The sequence below is a fragment of the Janthinobacterium sp. GL_088 genome, from assembly GCF_057837845.1.
The window spans coordinates 4,957,192-4,971,442 of record NZ_CM174453.1 but is presented as its reverse complement, the minus strand read 5'-3'; the positions used below and the strand labels follow the sequence as shown (position 1 = coordinate 4,971,442).

The following is a 14,251-nucleotide window of genomic DNA, read 5'->3' as shown; positions in this document are numbered from 1 at the left end:
CGTGGCAGCATATAAATCTGCAATCCCTACCCGCCGCTTTGATGCGGTCATCGTTGGCGCCGGCGGTTCCGGCATGCGCGCGTCGTTGCAACTGGCTGAAGCCGGTCTGAACGTCGCTGTTTTGTCGAAAGTTTTCCCGACCCGCTCGCACACCGTGGCGGCGCAGGGCGGTATCGGCGCGTCGCTCGGCAACATGGCCGAAGACAACTGGTTCTGGCACATGTTCGACACCGTCAAGGGCGGCGACTATCTGGGCGACCAGGATGCCATCGAATTCATGTGCCGCGAAGCACCGAAGGTCGTGTACGAACTGGAACACTTCGGCATGCCATTCGACCGCAACCCTGACGGCACCATCTATCAGCGTCCATTCGGCGGCCACACGGCCCACTTCGGCGAAAAGCCGGTGCAGCGCGCTTGCGCGGCAGCCGACCGTACCGGTCACGCCCTGTTGCACACTCTGTACCAGCGCAACGTGCGTGCGCGTACGCACTTCTTCGTCGAATGGATGGCACTCGACCTGATCCGTGACGCCGAAGGCGACGTGATCGGTGTTGTCGCGCTGGAAATGGAAACCGGCGAATGCATGATCCTGGAAGCAAAAACGACGGTCATGGCAACGGGCGGCGCAGGCCGTATCTTCGCCGCATCGACGAATGCCTTCATCAACACGGGTGACGGCATGGGCATGGCGGCACGCGCCGGCTTGCCGCTGCAAGACATGGAATTCTGGCAATTCCACCCGACCGGCGTGGCCGGCGCGGGCGTATTGATCACCGAAGGCGTGCGCGGCGAAGGCGGCATCCTGATCAATAGCGAAGGCGAACGCTTCATGGAGCGCTATGCGCCGACCCTGAAGGATCTGGCGCCGCGCGACTTCGTCTCGCGTTCGATGGACCAGGAAATCAAGGAAGGCCGCGGCTGCGGTCCGAACAAGGATCACGTGATGCTGGACCTGCGCCATATCGGCGCCGACACCATCGCCAAGCGCCTGCCGTCGATCCTGGAAATTGGCCACAAGTTCGCCAACGTCGACGCCACCAAGGAGCCGATTCCTGTCGTGCCGACGATTCACTACCAGATGGGCGGCATCCCGACGAACATCCACGGCCAGGTCGTCACCCCGACCGGTCCGGATAATTCGGCCAAGGTTGTCAACGGCCTGTACGCGATCGGTGAATGCGCCTGCGTGTCCGTGCACGGCGCCAACCGCCTGGGTACGAACTCGCTGCTCGACCTGGTGGTCTTCGGCCGCGCGGCCGGCAACCACATCGTCAACAGCGGCCTGAAAGCCAAGGAAAACAAGCCTTTGCCAGCCGACGCTGCCGAATTCGCCATGGGCCGCCTGGCGCGCCTGGAAAACTCGACCGGCACGGAAACCGTGCAGGGCGTGGCGAATGACATCCGCGCAACGATGCAGAAGTACTGTGGCGTGTTCCGTACCGACGAGATGCTGAACAAGGGCGTCGAAGAAATCATGAAGCTCGACGAGCGCCGCAAGCACGTCTCCTTCAAGGATAAATCGATGGTCTTCAACACGGCCCGCGTGGAAGCGCTGGAACTGGATAACCTGATCGAAACGGCGAAAGCGACCATCGTTTCGGCAGCCGCCCGCAAGGAATCGCGCGGCGCCCACGCCCAGGACGACCATCCGCAACGTGACGACGACAACTGGATGAAGCACACTCTGTGGTATTCGGAAGGCAACCGACTGGAATACAAGCCAGTCGTGACCAAGCCGCTGACGGTTGATACCTTCAAACCGAAACCACGTACTTTCTAAGGCTATACCATGGCACGCACTCTTAAATTCAAAATCTACCGCTACGATCCTGACCAGGATGCCAAGCCGTACATGCAAGACCTGACGGTCGAACTGAAAGACACCGACAAGATGCTGCTCGACGCACTGCAGCGCATCAAGGCGGACGTCGATGACTCGCTGGCCCTGCGCCGTTCGTGCCGCGAAGGCGTGTGCGGTTCGGACGCGATGAACATCAACGGCAAGAACGGCCTGGCATGCACCACGAACCTGAACGAACTGTCGGAGCCTATCGTGCTGCGTCCGTTGCCAGGCTTGCCAGTCATCCGCGACCTGATCGTCGACATGACGCAATTTTTCAAGCAGTACGATTCGATCAAGCCTTTCCTGATCAACGATTCGATCCCGCCTGAAAAAGAACGCCTGCAGTCGCCGGAACAGCGCGAAGAACTCGATGGCCTGTACGAGTGCATCCTGTGCGCATGCTGCTCCACGTCGTGCCCGTCGTTCTGGTGGAATCCGGACAAATTCGTCGGCCCGGCTGGCCTGCTGCAAGCCTACCGCTTCATCGCCGATTCGCGCGACGAAGCCACCGGCGCGCGTCTGGACAACCTGGAAGACCCGTACCGCCTGTTCCGCTGCCATTCGATCATGAACTGCGTCGACGTCTGCCCGAAAGGGTTGAACCCGAACAAGGCGATCGGCAAGATCAAGGAATTGATGGTCCGCCGCGCGATCTGATCCTCCTGATCGCGTCCGCCGGGCGCCGTTTGCAGGAAGAGGGTATCCTCTCTTGCCTGCAGGCGGCGCCTGCAAAGCAGCACCGTGCCGCAAGGCACACGTAAAGTGGTAAACCAAATGACAGAATCAATTTTGTCCTCGCATCAGGCCGACCCGGCCAACCGCGCCCGCCTGCGCTGGCGTTCACGCCGTGGCCTGCTGGAAAACGACATTATCCTGACCCGTTTTCTCGATGCGTATGAAACCGAATTGACCGATGAAGAAGTTGACGCGCTGACGCGTTTGCTGGATTTATCGGACAATGCGTTAATGGATCTGGTACTGGCCCGTAAAGAGCCGGAAGGCGAAGTCGATCTGCCGCATGTGCGCGCACTGCTGCAACGACTGCGCATTGCCTAGACGCCTGGGCGATATATTGCAAACGGTGCGAGTGGCGCGCTGTAGCACTGCCGAATTGCGGTGCGAATTGCAGCCAGAATTTTTGATTTTAATTTCGACTCACTCCCGAGAAGGAAGAGCCCATGAATATCTCTGACACAAAAGCTACCCTGTCGTTCTCCGATGGCAGCCCATCGCTTGAATTTCCAATCTACAAAGGCACGGTTGGCCCGGACGTCATCGACATCCGCAAACTGTACGCCGGTAGCGGCAAGTTCACCTACGACCCAGGCTTTATGTCGACGGCCGCCTGCAACTCGTCGATCACCTACATCGACGGCGACAAGGGCGAGCTGCTGTACCGTGGTTACCCGATCGAACAGTTGGCCGTCAACGCCGACTTCATGGAATCGTGCTACCTGCTGCTGAACGGCGAACTGCCGAACGCGGCGCAAAAAGCCAAGTTCGTCGACACCGTCACCAAGCACACGATGGTGCACGAACAGATGCAATTCTTCTTCCGTGGCTTCCGCCGCGACGCGCATCCGATGTCGGTCCTGGTGGGCACCGTCGGCGCGCTGGCATCGTTCTACCATGATTCGCTGGACATCAACGACCCGCGTCACCGCGAAGTGTCGGCCATCCGCCTGATCGCCAAGATGCCAACCCTGGTCGCCATGACCTACAAGTACTCGGTCGGCCAGCCGTTCGTGTACCCACGCAACGACCTGTCGTACAGCGCCAACTTCATGCACATGATGTTCGCCAACCCGTGCGAAGAGTACAAGGTCAACGACGTGCTGGTGCGCGCACTGGACCGCATCCTGATCCTGCACGCGGATCACGAGCAAAATGCATCGACCTCGACCGTCCGTCTGGCCGGTTCGTCGGGCGCCAACCCGTTCGCCTGTATCGCTGCCGGTATCGCCTGCCTGTGGGGCCCTGCCCACGGCGGCGCCAACGAAGCGGCACTGAACATGCTGAAAGAAATCGGCACCGTCGAGAACATCCCTGCCTTCATCGAGCAAGTCAAGGACAAGAACTCCGGCGTCAAGCTGATGGGCTTTGGCCACCGCGTGTACAAGAACTTCGATCCACGCGCCAAGCTGATGCGTGAAACCTGCTACGAAGTGCTGCAAGAACTGGGTCTGCAAGACGACCCGCTGTTCAAGCTGGCGATGGAACTGGAAAAGATTGCACTGAACGACGAATACTTCGTGTCACGCAAACTCTACCCGAACGTCGACTTCTACTCGGGCATCGTGCAATCGGCGCTGGGCATCCCTGTGTCGCTGTTCACCGGTATCTTCGCTATGGCCCGTACGATCGGCTGGATCGCCCAGTGGAACGAAATGATCGCCGACCCAGAGCAAAAAATCGGCCGTCCGCGCCAGCTGTTCGTCGGTTCGACCACGCGCGAAGTACTGCCACTGGACAAGCGTTAATCCAGAGCGGTATCGAGCAAACAAAAAACGGGCTTCGGCCCGTTTTTTTATGCCGGGCTGTTATGCTCGGACCCTGGTTCAACAGGAAGTACAACGCGATGAATGAAGAAACCTGCGCCCCCGGCGGCGTGGCCCTGGGCGATACGGCATTTGGCTACACCTTGTCGCTGATCGGCGGCAAGTACAAGATGCTGATCCTGTATGCACTGGCGGAAAACACCGTGCTGCGGCATAACGAACTCAAGCGCCATCTCGGCGGCATTGCCTTCAAGACCCTCAGCGTCGTCCTGAAGGAGCTGGAAGCCGATGCGCTGATCATCCGCAAGGAATATCCCCAAGTGCCGCCCAAGGTGGAATATTCGCTCTCCAGCAATGGCGCCTCGCTGATCCCCGTGCTCCACACCTTGTGCGAGTGGGGCGAACGGCACCAGCCAGCCTGATCCGGATACGCATGGCAAAGCGCTATTCTACGGGCAAGTAACTTACTTTTTATAGGGTATGAGCAGTTAATGTGCGTACTTGTGAAAAGTACTCGCCATCGCTATGCTGTTTTTGCCTCTGCAGGCGCGCGGCCACATGCTGCGCGCCACGGGGCAGGGTGCCGGCTTGCCTGCTTTTTTGTGAGCGCGGGGCCGGTGCGTCCACCCATTTTCAGGAAAGCAGCATGATGAAAACCCTCGTTATCGTCTTCCATCCCTCGATTGACACGTCGGTCGCCAACAAGCGCTGGCTGCAGGAGCTGGCACAGTATCCCGACCGCTACACCATCCACGACGTGCATCGGGCCTACCCCGACGGCGTCATCGACGTGGCGCGCGAGCAGGCGCTGGTGGAGGCGCACGCCCATGTGGTCCTGCAATTCCCCGTGTACTGGTTCAACTGCCCGCCCTTGCTGAAGCGGTGGCTCGATGAGGTGCTGGCGTATGGATGGGCCTACGGTACGGGCGGCGATGCCTTCAAAGGGAGAAAAGTGGCGCTGGCCGTCACGGCAGGCATCCGCCAGGAAGACTTCACGCCGGAAGGCAAGTGGAATGTCACCCTGGCGCAGTTGCTGGCGCCGTTCGATGTCACCCTGGCGTATATCGGCGCCGACAACCGCCGCTTCTTTGCCTTCTATGGCGCGGAAGACGGGCCGAAGGAAACGGGCTATGCCGAGCGGCTGGCGCGCAGCGCGCAAGCGTATGAGCGCTTCCTGGCTGCGTTGTAGGGACGGCCTGCATCGTGTCAGTTCAAGGCCGCTGGCCGGTCGTGGTGATGGTGTGCGCTAACTGCGCGGCATCGGAAAGGTTGCCCGGGTACGCGAGGGGCGGGCGGCGCGTGCAAACATATTATTTGTCGTCGCATGGATCCTTTCGACCCGGCACGGCAAATAGGGTAGATTGCAAGCCTTAGTTGCATGAATCGGACGAATCAAGGGAGTACTGCATGGACCGCATCACCGCCGCACAAGTATTTGTCGCCATCGCCGAGCGTGGCAGCATGGTGGCCGCCAGCGACGCGCTCGACATGTCGCGCGCCATGGTGACGCGCTACCTGGCCGAGATGGAGCAGTGGGCGGGGGCGCGCCTGTTGCATCGCACCACGCGCCGTTTGAGCCTGACGGATGCGGGCGAGGCCACGCTCGCGCGCTGCCGGCAGATGCTGGAAGTGGCTGGCGCCATGGCCATCACCTCGTCCGAGGGTCTCGACACGCCACACGGCTTGCTGCGCATCACGTGCTCGCAATCGCTGGCGCAGACGGCACTGGCCGGCGCAGTAACCGCTTACCTGCGGCGCTACCCGCGCGCCGCCGTCGACCTGCAGATGGAAAACCGCGCCGTCAACCTGGTGGAGCAGCGCATCGACCTGGCGATCCGCATCACCAACGCGCTCGAACCGAACCTGATCGCGCGCCAGCTGGCCAGCTGCGCTTCGGTGGTGTGCGCCGCACCATCGTACCTGGCGGCGCACGGCACGCCGCGCCGGGCGGAAGACCTGGCCCTGCACAACTGCCTGACGTACACGTATTTTGGCAAGAGCCTGTGGCAGTTCACGCATGACGGGGAAGCGCTTACTGTCCCCGTCAGCGGCCGCCTGTCGGCGAATGAGTCGCTGGTCCTGCTGGTGGCCACGGTGGCGGGGGCGGGCATCGCCATGCAGCCGCGCTATTCGGCCGCGCCGCTGATCGCCAGCGGCCAGCTGGTGGAGCTGCTGCCCGCTTATGTGCCGCAGGACATGGGCATCTACGGCGTCTACACCTCGCGCCAGCACATGTCGCCGCTGCTGCGCACCATGCTCGACTTCCTGGTGGAGTGGTTTGCCGGCGATGCCGAGTGGCTGGCGGCCATCGCGGCGGCGCCGTTGCCGGGCAGACCAGTTGGGCGCAAACGGCATGCCGGCAGGGCCGCCGATGTGTTGTAAGCATAACAGTGACAGGCTTGCAAGCCCGGGAAAATCAGCAACACAGCTTACATTTGCTTGCCAAATAAAATTCAACTAGCCGTTGTTGCGTTACAATACCGCGTGCTATTCTAAATGACGGTATGCAGAATGCTGGTGCAATAAAAAAGCCCTTCCCCACAACTTGATGTGCAATCCGCTAACCGGTCAGGCCGTGTCGCGGAAGGTTAGATTAACCCGCTAATTCCTCGCGAAACGCGAAGAAAGGTGAGCAATATATGCAGCAATTAACGACCAACTCCTACCTGTTCGGTGGGAATGCTCCGTACGTGGAAGACCTGTACGAGGCGTATCTGAACAACCCAGGCTCGGTACCCGATAACTGGCGCTCCTACTTCGACGCGATGCAGCACGTGCCTGCCGTCGATGGCACCAACAAGCCTGACGTGGCGCATGCCTCCGTCGTCGCCTCGTTCGCCGAACGCGCAAAAGCTGGTCCGATCCGCACAGTAACCGCTTCCTTCGATGCTGAAATGGGCCGCAAGCGCGTCGCCGCCACGCAGCTGATCGCCGCTTACCGCTACCTCGGTTCGCACTGGGCCAACCTGGATCCGCTGCAGCGCCAGGAACGTCCGATGATCCCGGAACTGGAGCCAAGCTTCTACGGTTTCACCGACGCGGACATGGACACCGTGTTCAACATCAGCAATACCTATTTTGGCCCCGAGACCGCCACCCTGCGCGATCTGCTGAACTATCTGCGCGATACCTACACGCGTTCGATCGGCGCCGAATTCATGTACATCTCCGACCCGGCCGAAAAGCGCTGGCTGCAAGAGAAACTGGAAGCGATCCGCTCCACCCCGAATTTCACCCCAGAGAAAAAAATCCACATCCTCGACCGCCTGACCGCGGCTGAAGGCCTGGAACGCTATCTGCACACCCGCTATGTGGGCCAGAAGCGCTTCTCCCTGGAAGGCGGCGAAACCTTCATCGCCTCGATGGATGAAACCATCCAGCGCGCCGGCGAAAAAGGCGTGCAGGAAATCGTCATCGGCATGGCCCACCGCGGCCGCCTGAACGTGCTGGTGAACACCCTGGGCAAGGCGCCGCAGGAACTGTTCGAAGAATTCGAAGGCAAGCATGGCGACGACCTGCCTGCCGGCGACGTGAAGTACCATCAAGGCTTCTCGTCGGACATCTCCACCGCAGGCGGCCCGGTCCACCTGTCGCTGGCGTTCAACCCGTCGCACCTGGAAATCGTCAACCCTGTGGTCGAAGGTTCCGTCAAGGCCCGCATGGATCGCCGCGGCGACGCGCAGGGCGCGCAAGTGCTGCCTATCCTGGTGCACGGCGATGCCGCTTTCGCCGGCCAGGGCGTGGTCATGGAAACGCTGAATCTGGCGCAAACCCGTGGCTACCATACCGGCGGCACGGTGCATATCGTGATCAACAACCAGATCGGTTTCACCACTTCGGATCCGCGCGATGCCCGCTCGACCCTGTACTGCTCGGACGTCGTGAAGATGATCGAAGCACCGGTCCTGCACATCAACGCCGATGATCCTGAAGCCGTGGTGCTGGCGACGCAGATCGCGCTCGACTACCGCATGGAATTCAAGAAGGACATCGTCCTCGACATCATCTGCTACCGCAAGCTTGGCCACAACGAGCAAGATACGCCGGCACTGACGCAGCCACTGATGTACAAGAAGATCGGCCAGCACCCAGGCACCCGCAAACTGTACGCGGACAAACTGGTAGCGCAAGGCGTGATCCCTGCCGATGGCGGCGACAAGATGGTGGCCGCCTTCCGCGACGCCATGGACGCCGGCAAGCACACCGTCGATCCGGTCATCTCGAACTTCAAGAACAAGTACGCCGTCGACTGGCTGCCGTTCCTGAACAAGAAATGGACCGATTCGGCCGACACCGCCGTGCCGATGACGGAACTGAAACGCCTGGCCACCCGCATCACCACCGTGCCGGAAGACTTCAAGGTCCACTCGCTGGTTGAAAAAGTACTGGGCGACCGCGGCACCATGGGTCGTGGCGAAATGAACCTGGACTGGGGCATGGGCGAACACCTGGCCTACGCATCGCTGGTATCGTCCGGCTACGCCATCCGCCTGACGGGCCAGGACGCCGGCCGCGGCACCTTCGTGCACCGCCACGCCGTCTTGCACGATCAAAACCGCGAGCGTTGGGATGCAGGTACCTACATTCCGCTGCAAAACGTGTCGGACAACCAGGCGCCGTTCACCGTCATCGACTCGGTGCTGTCCGAAGAAGCCGTACTGGCCTTCGAATACGGGTACTCGACCGCTGAACCGAACACGCTCACGATCTGGGAAGCCCAGTTCGGCGACTTCGCCAACGGCGCGCAAGTGGTGATCGACCAGTTCATCAGCTCCGGCGAAGTGAAGTGGGGCCGCGCTTCGGGCCTGGTCATGATGCTGCCGCACGGTTACGAAGGCCAGGGTCCTGAGCACTCGTCCGCGCGTCCTGAGCGTTTCCTGCAGCTGTGCGCAGACAACAACATGCAAGTGGTGCAGCCGACGACGGCTTCGCAGATCTTCCATTTGCTGCGCCGCCAGATGGTGCGTCAGTTCCGCAAGCCGCTGGTCATCCTGACGCCGAAGTCGCTGTTGCGCAACAAGGATGCCGGTTCGCCGCTGACCGACCTGGCCAAGGGTGGTTTCCAGACCGTCATCGGCGAAGTCGACGACAAAATCGACGCCAAGAAAGTCAAGCGCGTGGTCGCCTGCTCGGGCAAGGTCTATTACGACCTGGTCAACGCACGCAAGACCCGCGGCCAGACCGACACGGCCATCGTGCGCCTGGAACAGCTGTATCCGTTCCCGCACAAGTCGTTCGCTGCTGAACTGAAGAAGTTCCCGAACCTGGTCGAAGTCGTCTGGGCGCAGGACGAGCCGCAAAACCAGGGCGCCTGGTTCCAGATCCAGCACAACATCTTCGAAGGCCTGGAATCGGGTCAGCGTCTGGCTTACGCCGGCCGTCCTGCTTCGGCGTCGCCTGCTGTCGGTTACTATGACAAGCACTACGCCCAGCAAAAAGATCTGCTGGAAACGGCATTCTCGAAGCTGAAGGGTTTTATCCTGACCAAGTAAGTGGCAGGAGCTTGCATACATCATGACGGAGCGCCGCCCTTGCTACGCAGGGGCGGCGCCGCAATAACAAAATAAACGGAGTTTTACATGGCACAAATCGAAGTCAAAGTTCCCCAGTTGTCGGAATCGGTTGCAGAAGCGACCCTGCTGGCATGGCACAAGAAAGTCGGCGAACCAGTCGCGCGCGACGAAAACATGATCGATATCGAAACCGATAAAGTGGTGCTGGAACTGCCGGCGCCAGCCGCTGGCGTGATCGTTCAAATCATCAAGGCTGACGGCGCCACCGTCGTCGCCGGCGAAGTCATCGCCATCATCGACACCGACGGCTCGGCCAAGGTCAGCCCGATGGAAGTGTCGGCCGTGCCTGCACCAGCCCTGGCTGCCGCTGCGCAAGACGCATCGACCGCTTCGGCGCCTGCCGCCGCGACCAAAGGCGATGTCGCCATGCCTGCCGCTGCCAAGATCCTGTCCGAAAAAGGCTTGTCCGCTGGCGACGTCGCCGGTTCCGGCAAAGACGGCCGCGTGACCAAGGGCGACGCCCTGGCAGCTTCCGCCAAGCCAGCTGTCGCGCCACTGGCGCCAGCCGCTGCCAAGCCAGCGCTGCAACAAGTTGCCACGCCATCGGCCGCCAGCCTGGGCGACCGCCCTGAAGAGCGCGTGCCGATGAGCCGCCTGCGCGCACGTATCGCCGAGCGCCTGCTGCAATCGCAATCGACGAACGCCATCCTGACCACGTTCAATGAAGTGAACATGCAGCCGGTCATCGACCTGCGCAACAAGTACAAGGACAAGTTCGAGAAAGAGCATGGCGTCAAGCTGGGCTTCATGTCCTTCTTCGTCAAGGCCGCCGTCGCCGCCCTGAAAAAGTACCCGATCATCAATGCCTCCGTTGACGGCAACGACATCGTCTACCACGGCTACTTCGACATCGGTATCGCCGTCGGTTCGCCACGCGGCCTGGTCGTGCCTATCATCCGCAACGCGGACCAGCTGTCGATCGCCGACATCGAGAAAAAAATCGGTGAATTCGGCGCGAAAGCCAAGGAAGGCAAGCTGACCCTGGACGACCTGACGGGCGGCACGTTCTCGATCTCGAACGGCGGCACCTTCGGCTCCATGCTGTCGACCCCGATCATCAACCCGCCACAATCGGCCATCCTGGGCGTGCATGCGACCAAAGACCGCGCTGTTGTCGAAAACGGCCAGATCGTGGTGCGTCCGATGAACTACCTGGCCATGTCCTACGACCACCGCATCATCGACGGCCGCGAAGCCGTCCTGGGCCTGGTGGCGATGAAAGAAGCGCTGGAAGATCCTGCACGCCTGTTGCTGGACCTGTAAGCACTGTAGTCCCCCGGCGTCGCCGCCGGGGCAATGTAGCTGATACCCCTTGCCAGAAGACGCAGCTGGCTGATCTCAATGAAAGAGGATTCCCATGAACGTCTCTGAAGAAATCAAGCGTCTGCACGAGTTGCACCTGGCGGGCGCCCTGAGCGACGCGGAATTCGCGCAAGCGAAAGCCAAGCTCCTGAGCAATATCAACCTGGACAAGCCGGACAACGCGTCCGGCGCCGATGCGGCCCCCGGCCCGGCGAACGACCTGGTGCAGGAATTCAACCGCCTGCGCCGTTCGCGCAACGACCGCTGGCTTGGCGGCGTCTGCGGCGGCCTGGGACGCGCTTCCGGCATGGAAGCGTGGATCTGGCGCCTCGTCTTCGTCCTGTTTACATTGACCTTCGGCTTCGGCGTGGTGATTTACCTTCTATTGTGGATTTTCGTACCAGACGAAGAGATTGGAATAACAAAACATGAGTACTAAACAATTTGACGTAGTTGTCATCGGTGCGGGCCCTGGCGGCTACATCGCCGCCATCCGCGCAGCGCAGCTGGGCTTTTCCGTCGCTTGCGTCGACGAGTGGTCGAACGCCAAGGGCGGCGCCGCTCCTGGCGGCACCTGCACCAACGTCGGCTGCATCCCGTCGAAAGCGCTGCTGCAATCGTCCGAGCATTTCGAACACGCGGGCCACAGCTTCGCCGAGCACGGCATCGACGTCGCCGGCCTGAAGCTGAACCTGGGCCAGATGCTCAAGCGCAAAGACACCGTCGTCAAGCAAAACAACGACGGCATCCTGTACCTGTTCAAGAAGAACAAGATCGCCTTCTTCCACGGTCGCGCCGCTTTCGCTGCCGCCGCCGCTGGCACGTACGAGATCAGCGTGACGGGCGAAGCCAACGAAACCCTGACGGCCAAGCACGTGGTCATTGCCACGGGTTCGAACGCACGCGAACTGCCGGGCGCACCATTCGACGAGAAACTGATCCTGTCGAACACGGGCGCACTGGCCATCGACGCCGTACCAGCCAAGCTGGGCGTCATCGGTGCCGGCGTGATCGGCCTGGAAATGGGCAGCGTCTGGCGCCGCCTCGGTTCCGACGTCACCGTGCTGGAAGGCCTGCCGGTCTTCCTCGGCGCCGTCGACGAGCAGATCGCCAAGGAAGCGTCGAAGCTGTTCATCAAGCAAGGCTTGAAGATCAACCTCGGCTGCAAGATCGGTGCGATCACGCCAGGCAAGAAAGACGTCACCGTGGAATTCGTGGACGCCAAGGGCGAAGCGCAAAAAGCCGTGTTCGATAAGCTGATCATCTCGATCGGCCGCACGCCGAACACGAATGGCCTGGGTGCCGACAAGGTCGGCCTGCAGCTGGACGAACGCGGCTTCATCGCCGTCGACGGCGACTGCAAGACCAACCTGCCGAACGTCTGGGCAGTGGGCGACGTCGTGCGCGGCCCGATGCTGGCGCACAAGGCCGAAGAAGAAGGCGTTGCCGTGGCCGAGCGTATCGCCGGCCAGCATGGTCACACCAACTTCAACACGATTCCTTGGGTGATCTACACCTCGCCGGAAATCGCATGGGTCGGCAAGACCGAGCAAACCCTGAAGGCCGAAGGCATCGCCTATAAGGCCGGCACCTTCCCGTTCATGGCCAACGGCCGTGCGCGCGCGCTGGGCGACACTTCGGGCATGGTGAAATTCCTGGCCGATGCGACCACCGATGAAATCCTCGGCGTGCACATCGTCGGCCCGATGGCCTCCGAACTGATTTCCGAAGCCGTCGTGGCGATGGAATTCAAGGCCTCGGCCGAAGACATCGCACGCATCTGCCACGCTCACCCATCCCTGTCGGAAGCGACCAAGGAAGCGGCACTGGCGGTTGACAAGCGTACGTTGAACTTTTAATTGTAGTTAGTCCTGCAGGGGCGCTCGCGGAATTTTTCCGCCGGCGCCCTTGTGCGTTAAAGCGAATCCCATGAACGTAGAAGAGTTTTACCAGCACGCGCTGCAGAAGCGTGATTTCAAGGCCGATGCCGCCCAGCGGCGCGCGGTCGACCGCCTGCAGCTGTGCTATGACGAGTGGGTGGCCTACAAGGGCCAGCGCTCGAGCACCTTCAAGCGCCTGCTGAACCGTCCTGCCGTGCCGAAAGGCGTGTACATGTGGGGCGGGGTGGGGCGCGGCAAGTCGTTCCTGATGGATAGCTTCTATTCGGTCGTGCCCCTGGTGCGCAAGACGCGATTGCACTTCCACGAATTCATGCGCGGCGTGCACCAGCAGCTCGATGAATTGAAAGGCGTGGCCGACCCGCTCGACGAGGTCGCCAAGCGCATCGCCAAGAAATACCGCCTCATCTGTTTCGATGAATTCCACGTCTCCGACATTGCCGATGCGATGATCCTGTACAACCTGCTGTCGGCCCTGTTCGCCAACGGCGTGTCCTTCATCATGACCTCGAACTACGATCCGGACCTGCTGTATCCGGACGGCCTGCACCGTGACCGCATGCTGCCGACCATCGCGCTGCTCAAGGACAAGCTCGACGTGATGAACGTCGACGCCGGCGTCGATTACCGGGGCCGCGCACTGGAACAGGTGGAAAGCTATTACACGCCGCTGGGCGCCGATACCGACAAGGCCCTGCGCGACGCGTACACGCGCATCGCCGAGACGGCCGACGAAGACGCGCGTATTCGCATCGAGAGCCGCGAAATCCATTGCCTGCGCCGCGCCGGCGGCATCATCTGGTTCGATTTCGCCACCCTGTGCGGCGGTCCCCGCTCGCAAAATGATTACCTGGAAATCGCCAGCCGCTTCCATACGGTGATATTGTCCGGCATACCGGCCATGTCGGCGGCGCAGTCGTCCGAGGCGCGCCGCTTCACGTGGCTGATCGACGTGTTTTATGACCAGAAGGTCAAGCTGATCATGTCGGCCGAAGTGGCGCCTGAAGAGCTGTACACGAACGGCATGCTGGCCAACGAGTTTCACCGCACCGTTTCGCGTATCATCGAGATGCAATCGCGCGAATACATGGAAAAAGAACAGCGCGGCGCGGCCGACGCGATCGTTTGAGGCAG

General features: G+C 61.1%; 12 protein-coding genes. All 12 read left to right on the top strand.

Translation table 11 applies throughout. From position 1 onward, the window contains the following. The first annotated feature begins 1 nt into the window (after window position 1). The 12 genes from sdhA (at window position 2) to zapE (ending at window position 14,246) form a co-directional block, all read left to right on the top strand. Complete coding sequence (gene sdhA, locus AC3IQ7_RS22195; RefSeq protein WP_035820761.1) at window positions 2-1,783, top strand: succinate dehydrogenase flavoprotein subunit; 1,782 nt, start codon at window positions 2-4, stop codon at window positions 1,781-1,783. A 9-nt stretch (window positions 1,784-1,792) separates the two neighbouring features. Continuing rightward, entirely contained in the window at window positions 1,793-2,503 is a 711-nt protein-coding gene (locus AC3IQ7_RS22190; RefSeq protein ID WP_034752075.1) for a succinate dehydrogenase iron-sulfur subunit, read from the top strand. Window positions 2,504-2,620: 117 nt separating this feature from the next. Then, window positions 2,621-2,902, top strand: coding sequence for an FAD assembly factor SdhE (locus tag AC3IQ7_RS22185; RefSeq protein ID WP_034752073.1), 282 nt, complete (start codon window positions 2,621-2,623; stop codon window positions 2,900-2,902). Window positions 2,903-3,024: 122 nt separating this feature from the next. Further along, window positions 3,025-4,326: a citrate synthase gene (gltA, locus tag AC3IQ7_RS22180; RefSeq protein ID WP_035820759.1), complete on the top strand. Its 1,302-nt coding sequence runs from the start codon at window positions 3,025-3,027 to the stop codon at window positions 4,324-4,326. Window positions 4,327-4,424: 98 nt separating this feature from the next. Continuing rightward, window positions 4,425-4,766 carry a winged helix-turn-helix transcriptional regulator gene (locus AC3IQ7_RS22175; RefSeq protein ID WP_489207341.1) on the top strand — a complete coding sequence of 114 codons (342 nt, stop codon included), beginning with the start codon at window positions 4,425-4,427 and terminating at the stop codon, window positions 4,764-4,766. Between the two features lie 224 nt (window positions 4,767-4,990). Then, window positions 4,991-5,533, top strand: coding sequence for an NAD(P)H-dependent oxidoreductase (locus AC3IQ7_RS22170; RefSeq protein ID WP_489207340.1), 543 nt, complete (start codon window positions 4,991-4,993; stop codon window positions 5,531-5,533). 218 nt (window positions 5,534-5,751) lie between these two features. Then, window positions 5,752-6,726, top strand: coding sequence for a LysR family transcriptional regulator (locus tag AC3IQ7_RS22165; protein WP_489207339.1), 975 nt, complete (start codon window positions 5,752-5,754; stop codon window positions 6,724-6,726). A 257-nt stretch (window positions 6,727-6,983) separates the two neighbouring features. Continuing rightward, window positions 6,984-9,836, top strand: coding sequence for a 2-oxoglutarate dehydrogenase E1 component (locus AC3IQ7_RS22160; RefSeq protein WP_034789088.1), 2,853 nt, complete (start codon window positions 6,984-6,986; stop codon window positions 9,834-9,836). 87 nt (window positions 9,837-9,923) lie between these two features. After that, window positions 9,924-11,180 (top strand): 2-oxoglutarate dehydrogenase complex dihydrolipoyllysine-residue succinyltransferase, encoded by a 1,257-nt coding sequence (gene odhB, locus AC3IQ7_RS22155; RefSeq protein ID WP_099380774.1) that lies wholly within the window; start codon window positions 9,924-9,926, stop codon window positions 11,178-11,180. A 94-nt stretch (window positions 11,181-11,274) separates the two neighbouring features. Next, window positions 11,275-11,658: a PspC domain-containing protein gene (locus AC3IQ7_RS22150; protein WP_099380775.1), complete on the top strand. Its 384-nt coding sequence runs from the start codon at window positions 11,275-11,277 to the stop codon at window positions 11,656-11,658. After that, on the top strand, window positions 11,648-13,078 hold the full coding sequence (lpdA, locus tag AC3IQ7_RS22145; protein ID WP_489207338.1) for a dihydrolipoyl dehydrogenase: 1,431 nt from the start codon (window positions 11,648-11,650) through the stop codon (window positions 13,076-13,078). The genes AC3IQ7_RS22150 and lpdA overlap by 11 nt, the downstream gene beginning before the upstream one ends. A 70-nt stretch (window positions 13,079-13,148) precedes the next feature. Next, a complete protein-coding gene (gene zapE / locus AC3IQ7_RS22140; RefSeq protein ID WP_099380777.1) occupies window positions 13,149-14,246 on the top strand; it encodes a cell division protein ZapE in 1,098 nt (365 codons plus the stop codon). Window positions 14,247-14,251: the final 5 nt, after the last annotated feature.